Consider the following 25,879-nt stretch of genomic DNA (forward strand, 5'->3'; position numbering starts at 1 on the left):
CAGGCCACTTCATACGACCCGAGCCCGCCGTGTGTCCTTCACTTCATTGCGCGCCTTCGGGCAGATGCTTGCGCTTTGCCAGTTCCTGCGCCATCGCGTAGTGCTGCTGGATAGTGGGCAGCGCCTTGCGTGCGGCGTCTTTCAACGGCTCGTTGCGTCCCGACGCGATTTCCGCCTGGAACGCCGAGAGCGTTTTCTGTCCGCCGCCCAGCGCGACCTGTTCGATGTAGGCCTTGTCGAAGTCGGCGCCGCGCAGGTTTTTCACGGCGTCGAGTGCGGCCACGTCGGGGTCGTTCTTCGGCACGTCCACGCCGCGCGGGCTGGCGGCGCGCAGCGCGGCGGACACCTTCGCGTCGTCGCTCGCCACATGTTCGGCAAAGGCTTTGACGTCGCGGTCTGTGGAGCGCGCGGTGGCGATGCGCGCGGCGTCGATCTGCGTGGACACGGCCTGGGTGGCATCGGCAACGAACGCTTCGTCCGAAGCGTGGAGTCTCGGGGCGTCGGCGGGTGCCTGGGGTTGCTGTGCGTGGGCCGTGCCGGCAACGGCGACGGTAAGAAGCGTGGTGAGGCAAGCGGAACGAGCGGCGCGGGCGAGAGGCAAGCGGGTCATGAGTTCTCCGTGTGACGATGAAGGGCAGGGCGCGAGGACAGTGCTGACGGTCGTGCAAAGCGTGCCGATGCAGCACCGCTTCGCGCCACGCGAATTGCCGGAGGGATTCTAGAAGTGCCTGCGGGACCGAGGTGAAACGCTCATGTGGCTTGTGTAACCACGAGTAACGTCATGTGCGGTGCGGCGAAACGAATGCGTGCGCGGCTACGTATCGATGCTTACGCCTTCGCATTCACGCATACCTGTACCGCAGTGGCGGGCCGGTGAATCGGGCAGCGAAGTGCGCGACGAGGTACGCAACTGAACCACACAGCGAGGCGACGCAACCAGACACGTCGCCCGGCGTTCCTACCGCCCCACGTTATTCACCGTTTCGTAGTGGTTGCGCTTGTTCTCGTACATCGCCTTGTCGGCGGCACGCAGCATGTCTTCGAGTCGCGTGCCCTTTTCGCAGGTGGCACTGCCCATCGAGAAGCTGAGCCGCGGTCCCGTATAGAACTGGTTGTTGAGTTCGACGAGCTTGACGATGCTTTCCATCGCCACTTCGGCGTCGCGTGCGTCGGCGCCCGGCATCAGCACCGCGAATTCGTCGCCGCCGATGCGCGCCGTCTGGAACGGCTTCTGCACCGCCTTGCTCAGCACTTCGCCGGCGCGGCGCAGCAGGGCGTCGCCCGCCGCGTGCCCCAGCTGATCGTTCACGGCCTTCAGATTATTGAGGTCCACGATGATCGCGCTCACCGGGAACGGCCCCTTGCGCTCCAGCCGGTTCAATTCGTCCACGTAGAACGAGCGGTTCTTGAGCTTGGTGAGCACGTCGTGCTTGCCGAGATATTCGAGGTACATCTCCGCCTTCTTGCGTGCCGTGATGTCCGTGAGCGCGAGCAGCACGAGATCCCAATGTTCCTCGTGGCCTGGGAACACGGAGAACTGCAGATGCACATTCACTTCGTTGCCGTCCAGCGCGTAGTTCACCACCTCGCGCTGCTGGAAGATCCGGCCCTCCCACAGGTCGATCAACTGCTCGCGAAAGTGCGGACGCATGTCGTCGCGGAACACGTCGGGCAGGCGCGAGAGCAGCGTTGCCTTGTCCGGCGACTTGAACATGCCGAGCGTGTACTGATTGACGTCGAGCACCTGGATTTCGGCCATGCAGCGCTCCACGAACTCGGGGTGCACGTCCGTGAAGGTGCGAAAGTCCGTGATGCCTTGCATGCGCACTTCTTCCAGCAGCACCTTGATGCTTGAGAAGTTTTCGATCCAGAGCGACACCGGCGCGTATTCGAACACGCCGCGCGCGTACTGTTCGCTCGCGGTGGCGCGGCGGCGAGCGTCTTCGAGTTCGGTGATGTCGTCGATGGCCACGAGCACGCGGTCCCATTGCGCCTCGTGGCCCGGCAGGATCACGCCCTTCAGCAGAATATCGAGGCGCCGCCCGTCGAGCGTGTAGTTGACGCTCTTGCTTTCGAACGAGGTCTTGCCCGACCACATCTGCACGAGTTCATCCACGTGCGCTTCGAGCATGTCGTCGCGCAGCACGTGGTCGAGTCGCGACACCAATTCGTCGAACGACTGCGCACGGTACAGCGCAAGCGTGTGCCGGTTCACCTTCAGCACGCGGATGCACGCCGAGCACGCGGCCACACGCTTCGTGTCCTCTTCCAGAAAGCGGCGCAGGTCGGTTACGCCCTCCGCGCGCCAGCGCTCGAAGAGCGCGCGCAACTGACTGTAGTCTTCGAGCCACAGCGAGGTGGGCGTGAGGTCGAAGAAATCGAACAGGGCGACGCCCATCGTTTCGAAGCTGGCGGGAGGGGTGGGGGAGCCTGGTTGCATGGCGGTCGGTAGAGACGGGTAGGTTCGGATGCTGATGCTACCGGTTCGACGGGCATCGCGCTCGCGTGGTGATCGTTCGGTTAACGGCAGCGTGGCGCGCGACTTGAGCCGCGATCGTGGAAGGTTTCATCCATCGGTGATGTGTTCGCCGGGCGTGGCGAAGCATTCACGCGCGGCGCGTTGCAGGCACGAGACGAACTGCGCGGCGGCGGGCGTGGGCCGCAGATCGCGGCGCGAGATGACGCTCAGGTCGTAGCTGGGCAGCGTTTCTTCGATGTCGGCCGTGCGGATGCCGAGGGGCTCCACCATCGCGGCGAGCGGTCGCGTGAAGCAGCCGATCACGTCGGTCTGCGAGACGAGCCCGAGCGTTACCGCGAACGACGACGGCGCGCGCAGCAGCCGTTGGGGCACCGGCAGCCCGTGCGCGCTGAACATGGCCATCATCACGCTGTGCGGGAAGTGATCGGCGCCCACGGTCACGATCCATTCGGCGTCCACGAGGTCGGCAAGGCGCCGTGCCTTCGCGAGCGGATGCCCTGCGCGCATCGCGACCACGAACTGCGTCGAGTAGAGCGGTTCCTGCACGAGGTCGCTGTCGAGCGCCTGTACGTGGTGGATCGCGGCGATATCGAGGCTGCCGTTGCGCAGCCGCGCGACGGCGTCCGGCACGGTGACTTCCTCCAGATGCAGCCGCACGAGCGGCATGGCCGCGCGAAAGGCGGAGACGGCGCGCGGCAGCGCCGTAAGCGCAATGGAAGGCATGGTGCCCACGCTCACCTTGCCGGCCAGCTCGCCCTTCACCTGCTCCACGGCTTCGACGGTGCGCTGCATGTCGCCCAGCAGTTGCTCCGCGCGCGGCAGCAGTGCGAGCCCGCACGCCGTGAGTTCGATGCCGCGCACGCTGCGCACCATGAGCTCGGCGTTGAGCGCGTTTTCGAGTTCGCGGATGGTGTGCGTCACGGCGGGCTGCGTGATGCCGAGCTCGCGCGCGGCGGCGCGCAGGCTCTTGTGATGGGCGGCCGCGACGAAGGCCTGGAGCTGCTGGAGCTTCATGGGCGACGGAAGCAAGGGTTAACCCCGTGATAAGCAGGCTTAATCGGGGTGAAAAAAACAGCATCTTATTCGAAGGAAATTGCGCCGATATAGTGCTCGCCCATCAACCGGGGTTCCTGAAGGAGTAACCGATGAGGAGTAGCCAATGAACCAGGCCACACGCCTTACCGAAGTCGCCGACCTGCAGCCCGCCGGGCAGGCGCTGCGCGAAATCCGCCATCACATCCACCGCCATCCCGAACTGGCCTACGAGGAAGTCCAGACCGCCGACCTCGTGGCCCAACGGCTCGAAGCGTGGGGCTGGCAGGTGACGCGCGGCGTCGGCAAGACCGGCGTGGTGGGCACGCTGAAGGTAGGCGACGGGGTAGGCAACAGCGCGCGCAGCATCGGCATTCGCGCAGACATGGACGCGCTGCCCATCGTCGAAGAGACCGGCTTGCCGTACGCGAGCGCCACGCCCGGCAAGATGCATGCGTGCGGCCACGACGGCCACACCACCATGCTGCTGGGCGCCGCGCAGCATCTGGCGGCGACGCGCCGGTTCTCGGGCACGGTGCATCTGTATTTCCAGCCGGCCGAGGAAAGCGGCGTCGATAGCGGCGCGAAAAAGATGATCGAAGATGGTCTCTTCGAGCGCTTTCCGTGCGACGCCGTGTTCGGCGTGCACAACCATCCGGGCGCGGAGCCCGGCGTGTTCCTGTTCCGCAAGGGCCCGTTCATGTCGGCGGGCGACAAGGCCGTGATCGTGATCGAGGGCGTGGGCGGTCACGCCGCGCGCCCGCATCTGACGGTGGACCCGGTGGTGGTGGCAGCCAGCATCGTGATGGCGCTGCAAACCATCGTCGCGCGCAACGTGGACCCGGCGCAGCCCGCGGTGGTTACGGTGGGCTCGATGCATGCGGGTACCGCGAACAACGTGATCGCGAGCACCGCGCGGCTCGAATTGAGCGTGCGTTCGTTCAGCGCCGACGTGCGCGCGCTGCTGAAAAAGCGCATCGCCGAACTGGCGCAGGCGCAGGCCGAGAGCTACGGCGCGAAGGCGACGGTGGAGTACATCGAAGGCTATCCGGTGGTGATCAATTCCGAGGCCGAGACCGAGTTCGCCATCGAAGTGGCGCGCGAACTCGTGGGCCACGACAAGGTGGTGGCGCAGGCCGACCTGCTGATGGGCAGCGAAGACTTCGCCTTCATGCTCCAGAAGCGGCCCGGCACGTTTCTGCGCATCGGCAACGGCGTGGGCGAAGACGGCTGCATGGTGCACAACCCGCACTACGACTTCAACGACACCAACCTGCCGGTGGGCGCAGCGTTCTGGGCGCGGCTCGTCGAACGTTATCTGGGGCAGCGATGAGCACACTGTTACGCCGGCCACACGCATGGGCCGCGGTGCGGTCGCGGCCGCCGTGGTCGGCAACTGGCTGGAGTTCTTCGACTTCACCGTCTACGGTTTTTTCGCCGTGATCATCGGCCAGCTGTATTTCCCGTCGGCGGATTCGACCCACTCGCTGCTGCTTTCGGCGCGGCACGTTCGCGGCGGGCTTTTTCACGCGTCCGCTCGGCAGCGTGCTGCTGGGCGTCTACGCGGACCGCAAGGGACGCAAGGCTGCGCTCAACGTCACGATTCTCTTGATGGCGCTCGGCATGGGACTCATCGCCATCGCGCCCACTGATGCGCAGATCGGCGTCGCGGCGCGCCCGTCATCATCGTGCTCGCGCGGCTGATGCAGGGCTTCTCGCAGGGCGGCGAATTCGGCGCGGCCACCTCGACGCTGCTCGAACAGGCCGATCGCAGGAGCCGCGTCTGGCAAGGAAGGCATGCAAAGAGCAAACGGCCGCAGGTCAAAGCCGCTCGAACGCAGCGGCACATTGTTCCCACTGACTACACCCGCACCGATCTGATCCGTTACGCGACCAGCACGACCAGACCGAGGAAATCGAAGCGCTCGCGCGGCGCGTACGGGAGCTTGAGGCGCGCCTGGAGGCGTCTGCTACCGCTTTGCTGCTGTTCACGCGATTTCATGCTCCAGATTCGCTCGGTGTCTGCCGGCCATTAGCTGCGCCAGCGCCTTCTGAACGGCGTCGTCAGGAAGCGCGGTAACGGACTGGGCGCGTTTGTCCGGCTGTTACTGCTGCACGACGCGCAGGTCCGGTCGTACCTTCCGATATGCCATGCAAATGCCTGGCGGCGCATGGATCAATGCACGCACGCCGGTACGTCGCCCCTGCCGGTGAAGATGTCCTGCCGAGTAACACGCATCCTTTCTTCTGGCTGCCGAATGCTGCATGGCCCTCCGCAGCGCGCCGCGGCTATGCCGCTTCTGCCGTTTCTTCGGCAAGGCCACTATGCCGGCCTCGCGCAGCATCGTATCAACGCGCGCAAATCCATATCGAGCGCCGAGCGCCATTCGGGATTCGGAGAGTGGCCGGCGCAGTACAGCGCGCGGCATGTGCACGCAACATCGTGCGGCGCATGGGCCACGACGAGCGGCGCACGTGGCGCAGGTCACGGTCGGTGGGGTTACCGCCGGATGCGCCCGTTCTGCGCCGTCGCGGCGTCGCCCGCCAGCGTGGAAGGAGCCGGTACGCCCTGGTGCAATACCCCGAGCGACGATGCGCCGCCGCGCTTGACGGTAGGCCGCAGCGCTTCTCGTAAGGCCGCAGCGGTTTCCGCGTAACAGTCGCGCATGGTGAGGAATTGCGGGAGAGGTATAAGACGAAAAAAACCGCATTGCGCGGGCTTTAAATGATGGGCACGGCAGTGCAGCGTCCTGATTTAAATCGATATCAACCGCGTTTTACCACATGTTAAATTCCATGCCGAATATCCGGGATGCCACCCAGCTTGATATTTCTTGACATTTTTCCGATTGCGATATGGCGAAAAATGGAGAAGCATTATCAGTCTGGCGAAGGATAATCCACCGCCTCTCGCAGGAGTGCTCACTTGAATTCGCGCGATCCGCTGGCACGTCCCGGCATAAACGTCCACCAGTATTACTCTCTCGACATACCCTCTTCCGCCAGTGCTGCGCTCGCTGATGTCTATGCGTTCGAAGGCACGCGAGGCATGGGCGAGCCGACGAAGTACACGATCCAGTTCACGCATCCGCAACGCGACCTGCCGCGCACCAATTTCATCCTGAAACCGGCGTCGTTCGTCATCCAGCCGCCGCCCGCGACCCGCTGGCACACGCCGGAAGACGCGCGCCGCGTTCAAGGCGTGATTACCGGATTTTCCCTCGTTGCGAGTAATCACGAACAGACGATGTACGAGGTAACGCTCGAATCACGCCTCGCACTGCTGCGCAATTCGCCGCGTACCCGCTTCTTTCTGAACGAGAGTGAGCCGGAAGTTATCGAAAAGATTCTCAGGGAGAACGGTTTTGACAAGGTTCTGGCCGACTTCGTATTCGATCTTTATCGCACCTATCGCAAGCGGCCCATCATCACGCAATGGCAGGAAGACGATCTCGCGTTCATTACGCGTCTTTGCAGGCGCATCGGTATCTGGTTCGTCTGCGAGACCGGCAAGCACTGTGAAACGGTCCGGTTCGGGGACGACTTCACGCATTACGTCCACGACCGCGAACGCCTCACTGTGCCGTATCAGGAGCCCAACGGCCTGCATACGGTTGGGCGGGAGTCCGTGCAGTCGCTCACGATGAAGACGAAGACGGTGCCGGCGAAATTCACGGTGCGCAGCTACAGCCCCGAGCAGCCGAACAACCTGCGCATGGACGGCACGAAGGCGATCCGCGACGACCGGACCACGTATGGTGAAGCGTACACGTGGGGCCGCGATCTGGACGACGAGCAGGATGCTGCGCGCGAAGCCCTGCTGCGACAGGAAGCGGCGCTGGCGGAACAGGTGGTCTACACGGGAGAGTGTGATCTGCTGGACATGGCGCCCTCATGCGTGTTGAGGTTGTCGAACCGTGCCCTGCCGGAAGTGAAGCACGGCCTGCTGGTGGTGAGCATGAAGTGCAGTGCCTCACTCAAGCAGGGCTACAAGGTGGAATTCACTGCCATCCCGAGCGACCGCATTTACCGCATGCCGCTAAAGGAAGAGACATGGCCGCGCATCCAGGGCGTTGTGACCGGCAAGGTTGCATCGACCCAAGGCTACGTTGGTCCCTATCTCGATGGAGAGGGGCGCTACATCGTCAGCATTCACGCAGACGCAGACGGCAGGACGCCCGGACTGGAGAGTTGTCCGGTGCGCCTCGCGAAGCCTTTCGCGGGCCAGGGACAGACGGGTTTCCACTTTGCCCTTGAGCCGGACACCATCGTGCTCGTGGGTTTCCTGTGGGGCGATCCCGACCGGCCATACATATCCCAGGTGCTGCACACGGCACATCATACGGACCCGGTTGTAATGGGTTATCCGTGGGCGACGCGGCACACCATCCATACGCGGTCCAACAACACCTTGCAGATGGAGGACCGCGAAGGCAAGGAGCATATCAAGCTCGCCACCGAGCACGGCAAGACGCAACTGAATCTCGGCTACGCGGTGGACCGGAACAACGCGGACCGGGGCGAGGGGTACGAGCTTCGCACGGACCTGAAGGGACACCTGCGCGCAGGCGGCGGGATGCTGGTTTCGACGGATGCCCAGCCGGTTGCACGGGGGCACCTGACCGACATGGAACCCGCGACGGAGCAGTTCCATCTCACGCAGGCCCAGGCGCAGGAACTGGCCGACGCGGCCCGCGCCGCACATGCGGAAGTCGCAGACGTGAAGGCAGAAAACGCGTGGCTGAAGGACGAACTGGCAGGCCTGAAGCAGGCCGTGATTGCACTGTCCGCGCCCAAAGGCATCGGCATGGCGACGCCGGATCGCATGCTGTTTTCTGCGGGCAAGGATGTGAGCGTCACGGCATCCTCGGGATTCAACGTCAGCGCGATGAAGCACGTTGTGATTGCCGCAGGCGAAGTTCTGTCGCTGTTCGCGCACAGGTGCGGCATCAAGCTGTTCGCCGCGCGCGGCAAGGTGCAGATTCAGGCGCAGAGCGATGAAATCAGCATCGCGTCGGAACAGGATACGACCATCACGAGTTCGAAAGGGCGCGTGGTCATCGAGGCTAAAAAGGAGTTGTTGTTCAAGTGCGGCGGCTCCTACTTCCGCATGACCGCGAACGGCATCGAGGACGCCACACGGGGGGATCGAAAATGGCGTGCTGCCGCCTTCGACCGTAGCGGACCGGCGAGCCTGCCAGGCGACCTGCCGGTGCTTCCCACGCCCGCCGCGATGGAATGCGCGCAGCGCGCGAGTCGCGCTGGCGTGCCGTTCGCGCGTATGTAATCCCTTCGCCAGTAATCGAATCTCCATGGTATTCAAACAGGACGATCCCCTGCTGGATCGCTTTCGCGATCAGTACGCCGCGTACAGGGCCACTCACCCGCGCGCGCAACTCTATGCGCTGCTCGACGTCGCGTCCATGGTGCCCAACTGGCAGCACTTTCTGGCGGACACGATCCGGGCGATGCCGCGTGTGCCCCTGTACGGCAATACCGGTCTGGACGATCTGGCGACAACGGGACCGTTCCTGATCGTGTGTCCTCCCCCTGAAGGGGACGAGCCGTTGCGCGCGTACCGTTCACTTCTTGGGCTCGCCAGGCGCGACAGCCGGTTCGTGTCGTGGCTATGGGCAACGCACGAGGTCGAACCGCTCGTTGACCACTTGCAGACGCTGCTGCACGCGAAACTCGGAACGGCGGGCGAAGACGCGTGGTTCTTCTTTCACCAGCCGGCCTACCTGCCCGTACTGCACCGGACGTTACCCTGCGAAACGCGTCGCTACGTGTTCGGCCCATGCCTCTCGTGGTGGTGTCTGGACTATCGCAGCGAACTCGTTGAACTGCCTGGTGAGAACCTGCCGATCCCGACGGCATGGGACGCGTTGCCTGTTCCCGATGAGGTCGTGGATGCGCTTCACCGCGCGGGCGCGCCTGTTCAGGTGCGGGCCTGGCTGCAACGTGCACGTCCTGACGTGCTCGATCAGCGCCTCGACGCGAACGACCAGTTGCAGCAGATCACGCCGCTGGTCGAACAGGCATTCGGCTACGGCGTGACCGAAAAGACAGACCAGGGTGTCTATGTCGCGGCAGGACTGCTTTACGGGCGGCAGTACGACGATCATCCGGCATTGCAGGCCGTGCTTGCGCAGTTCCGTGGCGGGAAGACGGCATTGATCGATGCCTATGCAGCGTTGGGTGATGGCGTCTGGAACGAGGTCGCGGCCACTGCCCGGCAGCGTGCGGCAGAAGTTGCGGCCGAGGCACATCAGGCGAAGCTGCGGGAATACGGCCACGCCACCATGCGGGTCAGGATCGTAAACGACACCCCAAGTCACAAACGGAAGATCGAGATTGAATCGACGAGAGATCTCTTTACGACCAGCGCGAGCCTTGGCGATATCGACCCGAACGGGTTCGAGCCGACCCGGCGCATCGTCGCGGCTGCGCGGATGCCGGTTCCAGGAACACGCGTCACAGTGAAATGGATTGGCCCGATGGGAGAGAACTCGGACGATGCCTTGGTGGCGGGAGAACTGCCCCGCGCCGAAGGCGAAGGGCTGGCGGTCGTGACGTTCGCACGCGACTGGCGGGTCTACGTTCGCATGTATGCCGAGGAACCAAAGCCGAAGGCACGGCAGTGGTAACCCAAGTGGGGATGTGATTTGAAAAGAACGATTCAAGTGATGGTGATTGTGCTCACCGCGCTATCCCTCAGCGGGTGCATGTCTACAGCGCTGGCGATCTGGTGTGTCAGTGAACGTATGTCGGACCCGGATTTCAACTGCTGGAAATAGCCGCAGGACTATGGAAAAGAAAGTCCTACTCAAGTTGCAGTCAAACGGCACGACGCAGGTGGCTTTCAGCCACCGCGTAGCGACAGTGAGCCGACATAAGAGGAAGCCGTTGATGAGATGGATGGCACGCGTATCGGTCGCGTTGATGATTGGTTTACTGGCCGCCTGCTCGACCGGTCAGCGTAGCAGCAATGCGGATCACGGCAGAACTGGTTTGCTGAACAAGGTGGGTATCTTTACGGTCAACTATACGGATTTCGAAATTGGAGCCGTACTTGTCAAGTCACGGGATGCAAAAGACGTAGGGTTCGGCGGGCCGATTCCGCCGCTTGCCATGGGAGGAGTCGGACCGGCCGCATGCTGCTATCAGTTACCGAGGCCCGGCGAGCAAATTACCATTTACTGGACAAACAGTCCATGGGAAATCAATTCATCAAAAGGACAGTCGTGTTAACCGGCTCGGCACCAGACGATCCCAGTCATTTTTCTAACCTCATTATCCGGTTCATGAATGATTTTCCTGCGGTCACCATTCAGGCCGAGTTTATTTCAGACGATGAAATAAAGGCCGGACGTTCCAGTGCTCACATCGATCCGTTGCTTTGGCCCGTTCTCGATAAGCTAACCCAAAAGCAAGGAGGATGAATCGATGAGGATGATTGTGCGCATGTTCATTGTATGGACGCTGGGCATGCTAGCCGCCTGTGCGACAGGTCAGCCACGTGGCTATGTCGATGCTTCTGCGTGGAGTGCGAACTACACCGAGGACTATATTCCTCGCTTCTGGATTCAGACCGTTGATGGCAAGGATACCGGGTTGGCGGGTGTTCAGGTTCAGGAGTTCTCACGAGGCGGTAAAGGTGGTCGCGAATGCTGTTCGCTAATTTCGGGCGTAGACCAGACGATCAAGATCGTGTGGCGCGTCGGTGGACGTCAGGACGATGAGTCCCAGTGGAAAACGTATAGCCGTGATGTTGTGGTGAAAGGTGCGATGCCAACTAGGAAGGATGCCTACAACATCCTGATGGTCAGATTTTTTTCCGATCATCAGGTAGAAGTTGAAGTGATCCCTGACCGGGGAGAACCCGGCGATGCCGCGAGTCCACGCGTTGATAAACTGTTTTACAGCCAGCGTGTGATGCGTCACATGGGAGAATAAAAATGCAGAACTGGATAACCGACGATCCGAAGCACTTTCTGCGGTCAATGAAGACGGCGACACAGTTGCATGCGGAAGACTTCATAACCTGCACGACGTGCGAACAGCAGCCATGGTTCAGCTTCTTTTTCGATGGCACGGGGAATAACCGTGACATTGGCGAATCGTGGCAGACGCACGCCAATATCACGCGGTGGATGACACGTGTGTTCATGACGATGATGCTGTGCGTGCTGACCGCCTGTGCGACAGGTCAGTCAGGCGGCTATGTCGATGTCTCGGCATGGGGCGCGAACTACACCGAGGACTATATTCAGGACTTCTCGATTCAGACTGTGGATGGAAAGAGGTCAGGAATCGGCGGCGCCAATGTGGCTGAATTTTCAAAGGGAGGTGCGGGCGGCTCCGAATGCTGTTCGCTAATTCCGGGCGTAGACCAGACGATCAAGATCGTGTGGCGCGTCGGTGGACCTCAGGACGACAAGTCGCAGTGGAAAACGTATAGCCGCGATGTTGTGGTAATTGGAAAAATGCCGGGGGACACGAAAGACCATAGTGTTCTGATAGTTCGTTTCTTCCCGAATCATGAAGTTGAAGCAGAGGTCTTTCCTGGCGACGGCAGCTTTGGCCCCTCAAATCCCCGCATGGACAAACTGTTTTTCGTTGGACCGCGCGTGATGCGCCACATGGGAGAATGACAATGCAGGACTGGATAACCGATGATCCGATGCACTTCCTGCGGTCGATGAAAGCAGCCACGCAGTTGCATGCGGAAGAGTTCATGACCTGCACGACGTGCGAACAGCAGCCGTGGTTCAGTTTCTTTTTCGATGGCACGGAGAATAACCGTGACATTGGCGAATCGTGGCAGATGCACACCAATATCACGCGGTGGATGACACGTGTGTTCATGACGATGACGCTGTGCGTGCTGGCAGCCTGTGCGACAGGTCAGCCACGCGGTTATGTGGATGTTTCGGCGTGGGGCGCGAACTACACCGAGGACTATATTCAGGACTTCTGGATTCAGACCGACGAGGGTAAGGATACTGGAGTGGGTGGAGTCTTGGTGTCGGAGTTCTCGCGAGGTGGAACGAGCGGACATATTTGTTGTTCCTTGATGCCCGGAGTCGGCAAGACGATCAAGGTAGTGTGGCGCGTCGGTGGACGTCAGGACGACAAGTCACAGTGGAAAACGTATAGCCGCGATGTTGTGGTGAAAGGTGCGATGCCAACCAAGAAAGATGCCTACAACATCCTGATGGTCAGATTTTTTTCCGATCATCAGGTGGAAGTTGAAGTGATCCCGGACCGGGGGGAACCAGGCGATGCCGCGAGTCCGCGTGTCGATAAACTGTTTTACGGTCAGCGTGTGATGCGCCACATGGGAGAATAAAAATGCAAGACTGGATAACCGACGATCCGATGCACTTCCTGCGGTCGATGAAGACGGCAACACAGTTGCACGCTGAAGAGTTCATGATCTGCACGACGTGCGAACAGCAGCCGTGGTTCAGTTTCTTTTTCGACGGTACGGGGAATAATCTCGCTATTGACGAGCCCAAACAGAAGCTTTCCAATATCGCTCGTCTGTACAAAGGCCATATCGCTGATGAGTTGCCGCTGATTGTTCCACTCTACTATCCTGGCGTGGGCACACCGCTCGATGCTAGCGATCCAGGCTGGTGGGAAAGGGTCCGCGATAGCGAAATGTTGGGGGGCGGAGCCGGGGCGGGCAGCGATGTGCGCTTGGACAAGGCTGAGAAGGAGTTTTCGGAAAACCTGAAATACAACCACAAGGTCAGCCGCATCGACATCGCCGTATTCGGCTTCTCACGTGGCGCAACACTCGCGCGCGCATTCGTGAACCGTCTGCTGAAGAAATGCTCTTTTAAGGATGGCGTAGCACACTGGCCCTGTCCGACAGCAGTGGATGGCGAATCCGCGCCGCTGCATTTTCGCTTCCTTGGCGTCTTCGACACGGTCGAATCGGTTGGCCTGCCCGCCCACAATCTTTCCGATCTGCGCTTGGAGGTGCCCGAGCAGGTCGAGCGGTGCGTGCATTTCGTCTCCGGCCATGAACTGCGTGCCTGCTTTCCCCTGACACCCGTGCGCGGCAGTACCGCGTTCTACGAGGAGACCGTTCTGCCGGGCGTGCATTCCGACGTTGGCGGCGGATACCGCCCTGAAGAACAGGCGCGCTCCGATTTGTTGGCACGTATCGCCCTGAACCGCATGCGCCTTGATGCGGCAATCAGCGGCGTGCCGTTCATCGCGCCGAAACTCGCCAGCAAGGAAATAAGCGCGCTGTTCGAGTACGACGAGGACGTAAAGGCGCTGTTCGATGAATACATGCGTACCGTGAACGCGACCGGCACGCTGGAACAGCAGGTCTTCGCGCACATGCGCCTGTTCTATGGCTGGCTGAAGGTCCGATTCAACCAGCGACCGGCCGACATCTACAAGAATGTGCGCTCGGCCGATCCAGAGATACAGGCGCAGCTTGAGCGGATTCGGCAATTCCACGAGCAGATGAAGATCGACGCGGACACCATGAACTGGCGCGCCTATCTCACGCAGTTGTGGAAGAAGGATCGCAGCGAATACAACCGTGTGGTGGAAACGGCTGGCGGTGGCGACTCTCCTTTCAACAAGCCGCTGTCCGAAGAGCAGCAGGCCTACTGGGACGCGTGGCTGAACCCGCCGGAGCTTTCGGCCAACATGGTCCGCTTCTTCGACCAGTACGTGCACGACTCTCGCGCAGGGTTCCTCCGGATCGACAGCAGCGGGTATCTGCGTGCGCGTCAGATCATCGACGTGGAGGGCAGTCGCGCAACTGCAACTGAATCTGGCACCAGGCCGACACACGTTGCTCCCGCCGAAGGCTCCCCGCAGGTTGCGCTTTCCGGGGCGTGATGAATACAGCAAGCCATCCGTACGGCGAGCGACGGCGCTTGCTCTATGCCTGGCGCGAGACGCTTGATTATGTGCGTGGCTGGCACCCCGGCAGGTTGCGCTCTTCGATCCGGAAGCAGAGCGGTGGCGTTTCGTGCCGTGTCGCGACGGTGCCCGGACCGACTGGATAACGCTGAAGAGGGAGAAACAGCATGAATATTCGCCACGACATCCGCGACGGCGATACCACGACCGCGAACGGGCGCGTAATCGCGACGGTGCGCAACGACATCATCGACGGCAGGGCAGCAGCGTATGAGGGCGATCCGGTTTGGTGCCCGAAGTGCAGTACCACGGGAAAAATTGTCTGTGTGGGCGAGCGCCTGCTGGAGCAGGGGCCAGACGGCAGGAAGTCTGCGCTCAGCGGCGACTGGTGCCTGTGTGAGTGCCGCCCGAGCCCGCTGCTGGTCGCATCGCAGAACCGTTCCGCCGCCCGAGCATAGAAACCATACCGATTGCCGATTTCGCGGCAGCAGGATTCGTGCACGTTCGACCTGGCATTGCCACACGCTGGCATATGCATGTTCTGCCGCCGTGCTTTACTGAAGTGCATCGGAAGCCTGGCGCCAACCGCTTACACTTCCGCTACACGGCGCAAGAGCCAAAGCAGGGGCACGGGCTGCGAAGCCTTTAACCCATTGATTTTGCGATAGAGATGGTCATCGATCGGCTCTCCGGTAGTGGCATGGCGTGTGCCCTTCGCGCTCGGTCTGCTGATCGCGCCATTCGGCATCTATCTGCGCCGGCGCCTGGCCGACGACAACCTCGGCGCCGAACATCACGGACTCTCTCGTCGCATGCTGCGCGAGCTGTTCATCGGGCATCTGCGCACGCTGCTGCTCATCGCACTCACGGTGATGGGCGGCACGGTTTCCATCTATATCCTCAACTTCTACATGCCCACGTACGCGATTCACACGCCGGGCTTGCCGATGTCGCTTTCGATGCTGCTGTGCTGCTCGATGGGCTCGGCGTCGGAGTTCGCGCTGATGTGCGAGTCGTTTCCGCGCCGCGTGCGGGCAACGGGCATTTCGATCGCGTATGCGCTGGCCGTGTGTGTGTTCGGCGGCACGGCGCAACGGGTGGCGACGTGGCTGATTCGCGTGACGGGCAGCAAGCTCGCGCCGGCGGGTTATGTGACGCTATGCGTGCTGGCGTCGCTGGTGGCGGTCTCGCTGCTGCGCGAGACCGCGAAGGGGGCGACGGACTGAAGGCGCAGGGCAGCAGCGCCTTCAGCCGCGCACCGCGACCATCTGCGACACGCGTTGCGCGGCCTGCTGAAGCGGCTCCAGAAAAGCCTTCACCATCTGCTTTGCCGAGGTGCGCTGCGCGTTGCCGCTGATGTTCATGGCGGCAATGACGCGTCCCTGGCGGTTGCGGATGGGCGCGGAAAGCGAGATCAGGCCGCCTTCCAGTTCCTGGTCCACGATGGCCCAGCCCTGGCGGCGCACCTGCGCGATGATTTTCTTCAGCTCGTCCTTGTCCGTGACGGTGCGCGTCGTGTGGGTCTGGAGCGGCGACGCGGCGAGGGTGGCATCGAGCGCGGCGTCGTCCAGCGCGGAAAGCAGCACGCGGCCCATCGACGTGCAATACGCTGGCAGCCGGCTGCCGATCGACAGATTGATCGTCATGATCTTGTGCGTGGGCACGCGCAGCACGTAGACGATTTCGGTCCGGTCCAGCACGGCCGCCGAGCAGCTCTCGTGAACCTCGGCCGACAGTTCCTCCATGACCGGCTCGGCAAGGTTCCAGAACGGCATGGAGGTCAGATAGGCGAAGCCGAGGTCGAGAATCTTCGGCGTGAGCCGGAACAGCCGCCCTTCGGTTTCCACGTACCCGAGCGTTTGCAGCGTGAGCAGGATGCGCCGCGCGCCCGCGCGCGTGAGACCCGTGGCGGCGGCGACCTCGGTCAGCGTCTGCTCGGGCCGCTGGGCATTGAACGCGCGGATCACGGAAAGACCGCGCGCGAACGACTGCACGTACGAATCGCCGGGTTTGTCGGGCGCCTGGGCGGCGGTGTCGGGAACGGGCGTGAGGTCGTCGGGGGCTGGGCTCATAAACGCAAGGGGAAGGCGGGGAGGCAAAGAGGCGCGCCGTCTCAGGAACCCGAGAAGATAGCGCATGCGTTTTGTTTCGCCAACCGCGCTTCGCGCGAGTCTTGCCGTGGATGCGAAGCTGCTGTGGCTGAGGCGGGCGCTCCGGTGGATGGCACCGGGCGCCGGGGCGCGGCTTGACATGCCGGTCCGCGCGGGCCTAACATCGGCCTCAATGTTCGTTATGCGATCTATGGTTCGTATACAGAACTTTTTGAACCATGACCTGCCATCGGAGACACAGATGACCGAAGCCTTCCTGTGCGACGCCATTCGCACCCCCATCGGCCGCTACGCGGGCGCCCTCGCGCAGGTGCGCGCCGACGACCTGGGCGCCGTGCCGCTCAAGGCGCTGATGGAGCGCAACAAGGAAGTGGACTGGAACGCGATCGACGACGTGATCTTCGGCTGCGCGAACCAGGCCGGCGAAGACAACCGCAACGTGGCGCGCATGTCGCTGCTGCTCGCGGGCCTGCCGCAAGGCGTGCCGGGCTCGACGGTGAACCGCCTGTGCGGCTCGGGTATGGACGCTGTGGGTATCGCCGCGCGCGCGATCAAATCGGGCGAGGCCGGGCTGATGATCGCGGGCGGCGTGGAAAGCATGAGCCGCGCGCCGTTCGTGATGGGCAAGGCGGCTTCGGCGTTCTCCCGCGAGGCTGCGGTCTACGACACCACGATCGGCTGGCGCTTCGTCAATCCGTTGATGAAGCAGCAATACGGCGTGGACTCGATGCCGGAAACCGGCGAGAACGTGGCGCAAGACTACCAGGTGAGCCGCGCGGACCAGGACGCCTTCGCGCTGCGCAGCCAGCAGAAGGCGGCGCGCGCGCAGGCCGACGGCACGCTCGCGCAGGAAATCGTGCCGGTCACGATCCCGCAGAAGAAGGGCGAGCCCGTGGTGGTCGCGAAAGACGAGCATCCGCGCGAAACGAGCCTCGAAGCGCTCGCGAAGCTCAAGGGCGTGGTGCGGCCCGACGGCACGGTGACGGCGGGCAATGCCTCGGGCGTCAACGACGGCGCGGCGGCACTGCTGCTCGCGAACGAAGAAAGCGCGAAGCGCTTCGGCCTCGTGCCGCGTGCCCGCGTGCTGGGCGTGGCGACGGCGGGCGTGGCGCCGCGCGTGATGGGCATCGGCCCGGCGCCGGCCACGCAGAAGCTGCTCGCGCGGCTGGGCATGAGCATCGGCCAGTTCGACGTGATCGAACTGAACGAGGCCTTCGCCTCGCAAGGGCTCGCCGTGCTGCGCATGCTCGGCGTAGCCGACGACGACCCGCGCGTGAATCCGAACGGCGGCGCCATCGCCTTGGGGCACCCGCTGGGCATGAGCGGCGCGCGTCTCGTCACCACCGCGATGTATCAACTGCAACGCACGCAGGGCCGCTACGCGCTCTGCACGATGTGCATCGGCGTGGGCCAGGGCATCGCCATCGCGATCGAGCGGGTTTGATCGACGCGACCTGAACCGGTGCGCTCAGGCGTGGGTGCGTGGAGGGTTTCCACGCATCCGCAGATACCCCAGCGCGCACGCCGCAATGGCGAGCGGCCACAGCAGATACCAGCCGGTCAGCGCGAGCAGTCCCACCACGGCCGCGAAGGCCACCGCCGCGCAACGGTGCGCGGCGCTGCCGCGCGGCAGCAGCCGCAGCGCCGCGGCCGTTCCCAACACGTAGATCGCGACCAGCGAGCCCGTCGTCATCATGACGAGCGACTTCGTCCCGATGCCGGTCGCCGCCACCAGGATCAGCATGCTCGCCGCGAGAGCGAAGACGACGGCGAGGCTGCGCCGCGGCACGTCGCCCGCCAGGCTGCCGCGCGCAAGCCATGCCGGCAGCGCGCCGTCGCGGCCCAATGCCGCGCCCAGCTTGGCGGCGCCCGCAAAGTACGCGTTCATCGTGCCGAGCGTGAGCAGCAGCGCGGCCACGGCGGTCAATGCCTGAGCCCTGGCGCCCACGCCGCTTGCCAGCAGTTGCGCGAGCGGCGCAGTCGATGCGCCCGCGGCTGGCCCAAGCACCAGCACGCTCGCGGCGGCCACGGCCATGTACAGCACGCCGACCACCACAACCGCGATGCCCGTGGCGAGCGGCAAGTCGCGCGCGGGATGCCGGAACTCGCCGGCCAGATGCGTGATGGCCTCCCAGCCCGCAAAGCTCCATACGAGCAACGCGGCGGCAGGTCCGACGGCAAGCCAGCCATGCGGCGCGAACGGATGCAGGTTGACCGCGCGCGCATGCGGCGCGGACGCGGCCACTGCGACCAGCAGCAACCCCACCAGTAGCGCGGCGAGCACGAGCTGCAGGCGCCCGGACACCGTCAGGCCCCACGCATTGGCCGCGCTCACGATGAGCACCAGGGCCGCGGCCGTCGCGATCATCGTGTGCTCGCCGCCGCCGAAGGCCGCGGCCACGTAGGCGCCGGCGAACATGCCCGCGGCCGGCGAGCCTGCGGGCACGGTGAAGTAGAAGCACCAGCCCACCACTGCCGCGGCGCGCGGGCCGAACGCATTGCGCACGTAAGTGGAGACGCCGCCCGCATCGGGAAAGCGGATGCCGAGCGCGGCGAACGTCGCGGCAAGCGGCGCCGAGAGCACGACGAGCGCGAGCCACGCGAGCAGCGAGGCCGGTCCCGCCACCTGCGCGGCAAGCGCGGGCAGGGCGATGACGCCTGTACCCAGCACGGCGCCGATATAGAGCGCCGTGCCTTGCAGCACGGTGAGCCGACCGCGGCGAGCGGACGACGAGCCGGTCTCGTGCGCGACGCAGGACACCGCGCCGTCAACTCCAACTCCGGGCCTTGCCGGAGCGCTTTTCCGAACAGTGGACATGAACGGTTCCGTAGTGAAGAAGCGCGAGTGCGGTGCACCGTTGCCTCACCCGTTCTTATACTGCCCAATAGCTGACAACCGGTGTCAGGATTTCCCAAGCTGCGAGGAACATGCCGCATGCGTACGAGCCGCCTCATTTCGATGCTGCTGTTGCTGCAGAGCCGCGGACGCGTCACGGCGCAGGCGCTGGCCGACGAGTTCGAGATTTCGATCCGCACCGTCTATCGCGACATCGATCAGTTGAGTGCGGCGGGCGTGCCGGTCTACGCGGACCGCGGGCCCGGAGGCGGCTTCGCGTTGCTCGACGGCTATCGCACGCCGCTTGCCGATCTCACTCGCGCCGATGCCGACACGCTCGCACTCGCGGGCCTGGGCGGCGCGGCAGCCGACCTCGGTCTTGCCGACGAATTGCGCGCCGCGCAACTGAAGCTCGTCGCGGCCGCGCCCGGCGACGGCGGCGCGGCGACATCGCGAATCGGCGCGCGATTGCATATCGATCCGGTGGACTGGTACAAGCGGCCCGCGCCCGTGCCGTTGCTGCCGGAGCTTGCGCGTGCGGTGTGGGAACAGAAGCGCGTCGCGATGCATTACCGCAGCTGGCAAGGCGCGGGCATGCGCAAGCGCGAGCCGCTCGGGCTCGTGCTCAAGGCGGGCGACTGGTATCTGGTGGCGCATGTGCGCGACAGTCAACGCGTCTACAAGGTGGCGAACATCACGCGGCTCGAGGTGCTCGACAACGAGCGCTTCGAGCGGCCACGCGATTTTGATCTGCGCACGCAATGGAGCGCGTCCGTCGCCGCCTACGAAAAGAGCCTGCTCAAGGGCACGGCGCGGTTGCGCGTGACACGCGAAGGCATGGCGCGGCTCGCGAAGCTCGGCGCGGCGTCGGTAGAGCAGGCCGCGATTGCACCCGCGGATGCCGATGGCTGGCACGAAGTGACGCTACCCGTCGAGACCTTCGACTTCGCCGCCGGACAGCTGCTGGCGATGGGCCCGAACGTGGAAGTGCTTGCTCCGCCCGAGCTACGGGCGCGGCTGCGCGAGCTGGCGGGGCAGGTGGTGGCGCTGAATGGGGATAGGACGGAGCGCGCCACAGAACGCCGCATCAATACGGTGTCGTCCCAACGCGAGACGTCAGGCAGGCATACACCAACGTGACGGCGACGAACACAAACAGAAACGCCGATATAACACCTGCAACGCGACCAGTTTTCGCCACCCTTGTGAAAAGGACGCACCCGACGAGCATGAGGGCAATGCCCGTGAAGAAGTCGTTCGCCACACTACCGAGGGCGCCATCGGCCTGACTATCGACGAAACTCATGTAGTCGTAGCTCAGAAGGCGATGCAACTGGTCGAGGCCTCTGAGTCGAAGGAGCGTGCCTCCGGTGAATACGAGTCCCACTATCGCAATTAGCAAGGCAACGACGGACAGCATTACTGTGGATCGTTGTTTCATGACTTAGCCGACCGTGTAAAAAGCCTGCATCTGCGCATAGACCAGGATGCCGAAGAGGACGATGGACCAGCCGAAAGCAAAAGCGAAACGCCTGATGTCGCGATCGGCTTTGAGTGCAGACAACGCCGCCCCCACGGTGACGGCGGCGAACAGCAGCACGTAAAAGCGGCTGGCCAGCAACTCGGTTTCCGGTATGGCGCGGTCGGCGCGATTGGCCCAATGGTACGTGATCGATTTCAGCGCCAATCCATCGCCGACGATCGCGGGTTTGAGCAGCAAGGTCATTGCGGGCGCGCCCGCACCGAAGTAGCACAGGGCGAGCACGACCAACGCCACGGCGATAAATCGCAGTCTCATAGATTGTTGAACTCGGCGAAGTTCCAGCGGACATGCTTGTTCATGGTGCCCCAGACATCACTGTCCCAGTTTTGATAGTTGCCGTAATGGCGTTGATACATCCACTTGCCGCCGCGCTGCTCATAGCTGGCGTCCTGAACGGGGGCACCCAGATAGTTCGAGCTTTTCCGGTTGCCGTCGTTCGTTGAGCGCAACCACGGACCGAGTTCCAGGTAGCTTGTCCATTTTCTCCTGGGTGTTTCGCCGGGGCCCGGGAAGTTGCCCTGCATGATATCGATCTTGCCAGGTGCAACGCTAGTAACCACCTGAATGTGGCCGCCGTTGAATTCGACGAAGAGATCACCTGGCAACAGGTCACTGTCCGCAACAGGCGAGGAGTTCCTCAGTACGTCGGGAGCGCCGCTCGCATAGGCCACGTCGAGTGCGAATCCGGCCGGTGTCGGCGGAGCCGTTTTGCTACCCGACCTGAAGTCCTTGTCGATGTTTTTGAAGACCGCTGAATCCGTCTTGATTTTCAGTGGAAGTTTGTTGCGCGACGCAAATTCTATGAGGACCTCGAACGCGAAGTCTTCGCACGTGAACCGGTTTGCTTCGTTGCCGCCCGTGGGCGATCCGTCGACACGTTCGCTGTCCAGTCTGGACATATCGACCTTGCGCGCCTGTATCTCTTTTGCGAGGGACGGTGTCGCGGCATGATATTGCGCGATCCATTGGGCATTCCATTCGTGACGATGAATCCAGTAGACCTTGCATTGCACCGTGATCGGCTTGCGGTCATCCTTGGGGGTCATCACGCCGCTGGCTAACTGCATTATTCGCCTCTCACGGTGCGGAGCAGAAACTGGACATCGTGCGCACCGTTAGCCGATACCAGATCGGTTACGCCGGCGCTCGATGTGGTGCCCTTCACAGTTGTGCCATCCGCACTCTTGAGAAGGTAGGGCAGTCCTTCTACCGGCTTCCCGTCGCTATTAATTATCAGAAAGTGCTGGTTATAGCCGTTGAAGGCGTGCTCAAGAGGCTCGCCATTGGGCGCAAAACCCATGGTCGCTAATGCATCACCTTCGAAGCTTTCGAACATGACGGACTGAGATGCAATCATGGTCGGCGGTGGCGAGCATTTGCACATGCAGATATCGCCTTCCAGTGCCCTGTCCTTTCCCATCATGGAGCCAGGCCAGCGAGGGCCCTGGGCGGCGATCACGCCTACCGATTTGCAAGTGGGACAGTCCACGTGTGCGCCGACAAAAGTGAATTCGGTGCCGTTATGTGTTACGCCGGGAATTCCCTCGATGACCGTTCCGTCGGCCGACGATTTATCGCCGATTTTTAGATAACTGCGTCGCATATTGGACCGTTGAGTGCCGGAGCAGCCGTTTAATTACCATGCAGTTGATGTAATGGCAAGAAAGAGACTGCCAAACGATACTCAGCGGCACGTCGCTTCCGTTCGGGAAGTGGCGCTGCGCGTCGCCTGCGTGCGGGGGATTCAAATCGAATGAAATTGATGTGGGCTGTCGAGTGCGACAGATCCATCGCGCCGTGGTGGGACGCCGCCGTGGATGGCGGGAGCGCCAGCAGTGGAGAGACGTGTATTGCGCGAGTTGGTGCTGACGGTCGGACGGCGGGAGGAGCTTCCCGGTGGCCTGGACGACTGCCCGGCGGCGCGCGCCGGACAAGGTTCGATGCGGTGACCCGGACCCAGCTGCTGTGGACTTCCGCCGCATTGGCGCGCGTAGCAGGTGGCGCCACCCTCGCAACGGAAGTCCTTCAGAGAAGGCTAAACCCCACCCATACACAAATACTTGATCACGACGTAATCATCGATGCCGTAGTGCGACCCTTCGCGCCCGAGGCCCGACTGCTTCACGCCGCCGAACGGTGCCACCTCGTTCGAGATGAGGCCGGTGTTGATGCCCACCATGCCGTACTCGAGCGCTTCCGCTACGCGCCAGACGCGGCCGATGTCGCGGCTGTAGAAGTATGAGGCGAGGCCGAACTCGGTGTCGTTGGCGAGGCGGATCACTTCTTCGTCCGACGAGAAGCGGAACAGCGGCGCAAGCGGCCCGAACGTCTCTTCGCGTGCCACCTTCATGGCGGGCGTGACGTCGGCGAGCACGGTGGGTTCGAAGAAGCCGTGTCCGAGCGCGTGACGCTTGCCGCCCGTCAGCACGCGGGCGCCCTTGGCGAGCGCGTCTTCGATGTGCGACTCCACCTTCAGCACGGCCGCTTCGTTGATGAGCGGACCCTGCACCACGCCCGGCTCCGTGCCGCGGCCCACCTTCAGTTGCATCACGGCTTCCTGCAGCTTCGCGGCGAACGCGTCGTAGACGCGCTCGTGCACGTAGAAGCGGTTCGTGCATACGCAGGTCTGGCCGCTGTTGCGGTACTTCGACGCGATGGCGCCGGCCACGGCGGCGTCCAGATCGGCGTCGTCGAACACGATGAACGGCGCGTTGCCGCCCAGTTCCAGGGAAACCTTCTTCACCGTGGGCGCGCATTGCGCCATCAGCAGACGGCCCACCGGCGTCGAGCCCGTGAACGAGAGCTTGCGCACGGTCGCGTTGCTGGTGAGTTCGCCGCCAATCGCTTTCGGGTCGCCCGTCACGACGCTGAACACGCCCTTCGGCACACCGGCGCGCTCGGCCAGCACGGCGAGCGCGAGCGCCGACAGCGGCGTCGCTTCCGCCGGCTTCACGACGATGGGGCAGCCCGCGGCCAGCGCGGGGCCTACCTTGCGCGTGATCATCGCCGCCGGGAAGTTCCACGGCGTGATGGCCGCGCACACGCCGACCGGCTCCTTCGTCACGACGATGCGCTTGTCGCCGGCCGGCGTCGGAATCGTGTCGCCGTAGACGCGCTTGCCTTCCTCCGCGAACCATTCGATGAACGACGCCGCGTAGAGAATCTCGCCCTTCGCCTCGGCGAGCGGCTTGCCCTGCTCGGTGGTGAGGATCAGCGCGAGGTCGTCGGCGTGTTGCACCATCAGGTCGTACCACTTGCGCAGAATCTGCGAGCGTTCCTTGGCGGTCTTCGCACGCCACGCGGGCCACGCCGCGTTGGCCGCGGCAATGGCGCGGCGCGTTTCGGGCGCGCCCATGCGCGGCACGTCGGCGATGCGCTCGCCCGTGGCGGGGTTCACGACGTCGAAGGTCGAACCGTCGTCGGCGCCTTGCCATTCGCCGGCGAGGTACGCCTTCGTTTGCAGCAGTGAGGGATCGTTGAGCTTCATGTGCGGTTCCGGTCGGTCAGGTGCAGGTGCGTTCGGTGAGGCGCGTTCAGTCAGATTCATGCGGCCACGGCCACGCTTTCCTTGAGCACTTCTTCGAGAATGCCGAGCGCTTCGTCGAACACGGCTTCCTGGATCGTGAGCGGGAACAGGAAGCGGATCACGTTCGAATAGACGCCGCACACGAGCAGCAGCAGCCCGCGCTCCAGGGCGCGCGCCTGCACGCGCTTCGTGAAGTCGACGTCCGGCTGGTCGGTGCCGGCCTTGCAGAACTCGACGGCGATCATCGCGCCGGGACCGCGCACGTCGGCGATCTGCGGCACCTCGCCTTTGAGCGCGTTGAGCTTCGCCTTGAGACGTTCGCCGAGTGCCGTGGCGCGGTCGCAGAGGCGTTCTTCGTCGATCACGTCGAGCACCGCGTGCGCGGCCGCGACCGCAAGCGGATTGCCCGCGTAGGTGCCGCCGAGGCCGCCGGGCGCCGCGGCGTCCATCACGTCGGCGCGGCCCACCACGCCCGAGATCGGCATGCCGCCACCCAGGCTCTTGGCAATCGTCATGAGGTCGGGCACCACGTCGTGATGCTCCATCGCGAACAGCTTGCCGGTGCGCGCGAAGCCCGTCTGCACTTCGTCGGCGATGAGGAGGATGCCGTGCTCGTCGCAGATCTTGCGCAGGCCGCGCACGAAGTCGGCCGGCGCCGGGTAGAAGCCGCCTTCACCCTGCACGGGTTCGAAGATGATGGCCGCCACGCGCTTCGGATCGATGTCGGCCTTGAACAGGAATTCGATGGCGTGCAGCGCGTCCGCGGTGCTCACGCCGTGCAGCGGGTTCGGGTACGGCGCGTGGAACACGTCGCCCGGGAACGGCCCGAAGCCGATCTTGTACGGCGCGACCTTGCCCGTGAGCGCCATGCCCATCATCGTGCGGCCGTGGAAGCCGCCCGTGAAGGCGATCACGCCCGGACGGCCGGTGTGGGCGCGCGCGATCTTGACCGCGTTTTCGACAGCCTCGGCGCCCGTCGTGAAGAACGCGGTCTTCTTCGGGAAGTTGCCGGGCGCGCGGCGATTGATCTTTTCAGCCAGTTCCACGTACGACGCGTACGGCACGATCTGGTACGCCGTGTGGGTGAAGCGGTCCAGTTGCTCGCGAATGGCCGCGACGATCTTCGGATGCCGGTGGCCCGTATTGACCACGGCGATGCCCGCCGCGAAGTCGATGAAGCGGCGGCCTTCCACGTCCCAGAGTTCCGCGTTTTCGGCGCGCTCGGCGTAGAAGTTGCACATCACCCCCACGCCGCGAGGCGTAGCGGCGTCTTTGCGGCTATGCAGACCGGCGTTGTCGTTGGCGTTCGTCACAGTGATCTCCTTCCCATATGGTTAGCGGGGTTGGCGGGGGTGGGCAAATGGCGCGCAGCTCCCGCGTCGTGCGCGGTACGTGCAGCGACTATACTCAGGTTTGGCTCCGAGTTTCAGAGCCATTTCGGTAAATTCTTAGGAGC

21 protein-coding genes and 2 pseudogenes are annotated in these 25,879 nt (G+C 63.4%); 13 read left to right on the plus strand and 10 right to left on the minus strand.

What is annotated here, in order from left to right; all coding sequences use genetic code 11:
- Positions 1 to 43: 43 nt before the first annotated feature.
- From U0042_RS06585 to U0042_RS06595, 3 genes are all read right to left on the minus strand, one after another.
- Positions 44 to 610, minus strand: a complete 567-nt coding sequence (locus U0042_RS06585; RefSeq protein WP_114811843.1) for a DUF4142 domain-containing protein — start codon at positions 608 to 610, stop codon at positions 44 to 46.
- A gap of 348 nt (positions 611 to 958) precedes the next feature.
- Positions 959 to 2,440, minus strand: coding sequence for a sensor domain-containing diguanylate cyclase (locus tag U0042_RS06590; RefSeq protein WP_114811845.1), 1,482 nt, complete (start codon positions 2,438 to 2,440; stop codon positions 959 to 961).
- A 126-nt stretch (positions 2,441 to 2,566) separates the two neighbouring features.
- Complete coding sequence (locus U0042_RS06595; RefSeq protein ID WP_114811847.1) at positions 2,567 to 3,493, minus strand: LysR family transcriptional regulator; 927 nt, start codon at positions 3,491 to 3,493, stop codon at positions 2,567 to 2,569.
- Between the two features lie 145 nt (positions 3,494 to 3,638).
- On the opposite strand from U0042_RS06595, the gene U0042_RS06600 reads away from it, so the two are divergent.
- From U0042_RS06600 to U0042_RS06650, 11 genes and pseudogenes are all read left to right on the plus strand, one after another.
- Positions 3,639 to 4,844, plus strand: a complete 1,206-nt coding sequence (locus tag U0042_RS06600; RefSeq protein ID WP_114811849.1) for a M20 aminoacylase family protein — start codon at positions 3,639 to 3,641, stop codon at positions 4,842 to 4,844.
- Positions 4,845 to 4,869: 25 nt separating this feature from the next.
- Positions 4,870 to 5,292: pseudogene (locus tag U0042_RS06605) on the plus strand (MFS transporter); the annotation flags it as partial.
- Positions 5,293 to 6,437: 1,145 nt separating this feature from the next.
- Positions 6,438 to 8,798: a type VI secretion system Vgr family protein gene (locus U0042_RS06610; RefSeq protein WP_114811852.1), complete on the plus strand. Its 2,361-nt coding sequence runs from the start codon at positions 6,438 to 6,440 to the stop codon at positions 8,796 to 8,798.
- A gap of 25 nt (positions 8,799 to 8,823) precedes the next feature.
- On the plus strand, positions 8,824 to 10,158 hold the full coding sequence (locus U0042_RS06615) for a DUF4123 domain-containing protein (protein WP_114811854.1): 1,335 nt from the start codon (positions 8,824 to 8,826) through the stop codon (positions 10,156 to 10,158).
- A 507-nt stretch (positions 10,159 to 10,665) separates the two neighbouring features.
- Positions 10,666 to 10,953 carry a hypothetical protein gene (locus U0042_RS06620; RefSeq protein ID WP_198665345.1) on the plus strand — a complete coding sequence of 96 codons (288 nt, stop codon included), beginning with the start codon at positions 10,666 to 10,668 and terminating at the stop codon, positions 10,951 to 10,953.
- 4 nt (positions 10,954 to 10,957) lie between these two features.
- On the plus strand, positions 10,958 to 11,467 hold the full coding sequence (locus U0042_RS06625; protein ID WP_114811859.1) for a DUF3304 domain-containing protein: 510 nt from the start codon (positions 10,958 to 10,960) through the stop codon (positions 11,465 to 11,467).
- A gap of 2 nt (positions 11,468 to 11,469) precedes the next feature.
- Positions 11,470 to 12,165: a DUF3304 domain-containing protein gene (locus tag U0042_RS06630; RefSeq protein ID WP_114811861.1), complete on the plus strand. Its 696-nt coding sequence runs from the start codon at positions 11,470 to 11,472 to the stop codon at positions 12,163 to 12,165.
- A gap of 2 nt (positions 12,166 to 12,167) precedes the next feature.
- Positions 12,168 to 12,863, plus strand: a complete 696-nt coding sequence (locus tag U0042_RS06635; RefSeq protein ID WP_114811863.1) for a DUF3304 domain-containing protein — start codon at positions 12,168 to 12,170, stop codon at positions 12,861 to 12,863.
- Between the two features lie 2 nt (positions 12,864 to 12,865).
- Positions 12,866 to 14,383: a T6SS phospholipase effector Tle1-like catalytic domain-containing protein gene (locus U0042_RS06640; RefSeq protein ID WP_114811865.1), complete on the plus strand. Its 1,518-nt coding sequence runs from the start codon at positions 12,866 to 12,868 to the stop codon at positions 14,381 to 14,383.
- Positions 14,384 to 14,574: 191 nt separating this feature from the next.
- Positions 14,575 to 14,865 (plus strand): PAAR domain-containing protein, encoded by a 291-nt coding sequence (locus tag U0042_RS06645; protein ID WP_114811867.1) that lies wholly within the window; start codon positions 14,575 to 14,577, stop codon positions 14,863 to 14,865.
- Between the two features lie 243 nt (positions 14,866 to 15,108).
- Positions 15,109 to 15,633: pseudogene (locus tag U0042_RS06650) on the plus strand (MFS transporter); the annotation flags it as partial.
- 21 nt (positions 15,634 to 15,654) lie between these two features.
- Here U0042_RS06650 and U0042_RS06655 read toward each other — a convergent pair.
- Entirely contained in the window at positions 15,655 to 16,479 is an 825-nt protein-coding gene (locus U0042_RS06655; protein WP_114811871.1) for an IclR family transcriptional regulator, read from the minus strand.
- 280 nt (positions 16,480 to 16,759) lie between these two features.
- On the opposite strand from U0042_RS06655, the gene pcaF reads away from it, so the two are divergent.
- A complete protein-coding gene (gene pcaF / locus U0042_RS06660; RefSeq protein ID WP_114811872.1) occupies positions 16,760 to 17,962 on the plus strand; it encodes a 3-oxoadipyl-CoA thiolase in 1,203 nt (400 codons plus the stop codon).
- 24 nt (positions 17,963 to 17,986) lie between these two features.
- On the opposite strand, the gene U0042_RS06665 is transcribed toward pcaF, so the two are convergent.
- Entirely contained in the window at positions 17,987 to 19,336 is a 1,350-nt protein-coding gene (locus U0042_RS06665; RefSeq protein ID WP_232833433.1) for an APC family permease, read from the minus strand.
- Positions 19,337 to 19,453: 117 nt separating this feature from the next.
- On the opposite strand from U0042_RS06665, the gene U0042_RS06670 reads away from it, so the two are divergent.
- Positions 19,454 to 20,494, plus strand: coding sequence for a helix-turn-helix transcriptional regulator (locus tag U0042_RS06670; RefSeq protein WP_232833434.1), 1,041 nt, complete (start codon positions 19,454 to 19,456; stop codon positions 20,492 to 20,494).
- 304 nt (positions 20,495 to 20,798) lie between these two features.
- On the opposite strand, the gene U0042_RS06675 is transcribed toward U0042_RS06670, so the two are convergent.
- From U0042_RS06675 to U0042_RS06695, 5 genes are all read right to left on the minus strand, one after another.
- Positions 20,799 to 21,152 carry a hypothetical protein gene (locus tag U0042_RS06675; protein ID WP_114811876.1) on the minus strand — a complete coding sequence of 118 codons (354 nt, stop codon included), beginning with the start codon at positions 21,150 to 21,152 and terminating at the stop codon, positions 20,799 to 20,801.
- Entirely contained in the window at positions 21,149 to 21,964 is an 816-nt protein-coding gene (locus U0042_RS06680; protein WP_114811878.1) for a hypothetical protein, read from the minus strand. Before U0042_RS06680 ends, U0042_RS06675 begins: the two co-directional genes overlap by 4 nt.
- Entirely contained in the window at positions 21,964 to 22,500 is a 537-nt protein-coding gene (locus tag U0042_RS06685; RefSeq protein WP_114811879.1) for a PAAR domain-containing protein, read from the minus strand. Before U0042_RS06685 ends, U0042_RS06680 begins: the two co-directional genes overlap by 1 nt.
- 432 nt (positions 22,501 to 22,932) lie before the next feature.
- Positions 22,933 to 24,384: an NADP-dependent succinate-semialdehyde dehydrogenase gene (gene gabD, locus U0042_RS06690; RefSeq protein WP_114811881.1), complete on the minus strand. Its 1,452-nt coding sequence runs from the start codon at positions 24,382 to 24,384 to the stop codon at positions 22,933 to 22,935.
- Positions 24,385 to 24,440: 56 nt separating this feature from the next.
- Complete coding sequence (locus U0042_RS06695; RefSeq protein ID WP_419150495.1) at positions 24,441 to 25,736, minus strand: 4-aminobutyrate--2-oxoglutarate transaminase; 1,296 nt, start codon at positions 25,734 to 25,736, stop codon at positions 24,441 to 24,443.
- Positions 25,737 to 25,879: the final 143 nt, after the last annotated feature.

The organism is Paraburkholderia kururiensis (genome assembly GCF_034424375.1).
Lineage (GTDB): Bacteria > Pseudomonadota > Gammaproteobacteria > Burkholderiales > Burkholderiaceae > Paraburkholderia > Paraburkholderia kururiensis_A.

Coding starts and splice junctions, on each gene's coding strand:
- U0042_RS06585 (WP_114811843.1), bottom strand. CDS start 610: ATGACCCGCTTGCCTCTCGCCCGCGCCGCTCGTTCCGCTTGCCTCACC.
- U0042_RS06590 (WP_114811845.1), bottom strand. CDS start 2,440: ATGCAACCAGGCTCCCCCACCCCTCCCGCCAGCTTCGAAACGATGGGC.
- U0042_RS06595 (WP_114811847.1), bottom strand. CDS start 3,493: ATGAAGCTCCAGCAGCTCCAGGCCTTCGTCGCGGCCGCCCATCACAAG.
- U0042_RS06600 (WP_114811849.1), top strand. CDS start 3,639: ATGAACCAGGCCACACGCCTTACCGAAGTCGCCGACCTGCAGCCCGCC.
- U0042_RS06615 (WP_114811854.1), top strand. CDS start 8,824: ATGGTATTCAAACAGGACGATCCCCTGCTGGATCGCTTTCGCGATCAG.
- U0042_RS06620 (WP_198665345.1), top strand. CDS start 10,666: ATGCTGCTATCAGTTACCGAGGCCCGGCGAGCAAATTACCATTTACTG.
- U0042_RS06625 (WP_114811859.1), top strand. CDS start 10,958: ATGAGGATGATTGTGCGCATGTTCATTGTATGGACGCTGGGCATGCTA.
- U0042_RS06630 (WP_114811861.1), top strand. CDS start 11,470: ATGCAGAACTGGATAACCGACGATCCGAAGCACTTTCTGCGGTCAATG.
- U0042_RS06635 (WP_114811863.1), top strand. CDS start 12,168: ATGCAGGACTGGATAACCGATGATCCGATGCACTTCCTGCGGTCGATG.
- U0042_RS06640 (WP_114811865.1), top strand. CDS start 12,866: ATGCAAGACTGGATAACCGACGATCCGATGCACTTCCTGCGGTCGATG.
- U0042_RS06645 (WP_114811867.1), top strand. CDS start 14,575: ATGAATATTCGCCACGACATCCGCGACGGCGATACCACGACCGCGAAC.
- U0042_RS06655 (WP_114811871.1), bottom strand. CDS start 16,479: ATGAGCCCAGCCCCCGACGACCTCACGCCCGTTCCCGACACCGCCGCC.
- pcaF (WP_114811872.1), top strand. CDS start 16,760: ATGACCGAAGCCTTCCTGTGCGACGCCATTCGCACCCCCATCGGCCGC.
- U0042_RS06665 (WP_232833433.1), bottom strand. CDS start 19,336: ATGTCCACTGTTCGGAAAAGCGCTCCGGCAAGGCCCGGAGTTGGAGTT.
- U0042_RS06670 (WP_232833434.1), top strand. CDS start 19,454: ATGCGTACGAGCCGCCTCATTTCGATGCTGCTGTTGCTGCAGAGCCGC.
- U0042_RS06675 (WP_114811876.1), bottom strand. CDS start 21,152: ATGAGACTGCGATTTATCGCCGTGGCGTTGGTCGTGCTCGCCCTGTGC.
- U0042_RS06680 (WP_114811878.1), bottom strand. CDS start 21,964: ATGCAGTTAGCCAGCGGCGTGATGACCCCCAAGGATGACCGCAAGCCG.
- U0042_RS06685 (WP_114811879.1), bottom strand. CDS start 22,500: ATGCGACGCAGTTATCTAAAAATCGGCGATAAATCGTCGGCCGACGGA.
- gabD (WP_114811881.1), bottom strand. CDS start 24,384: ATGAAGCTCAACGATCCCTCACTGCTGCAAACGAAGGCGTACCTCGCC.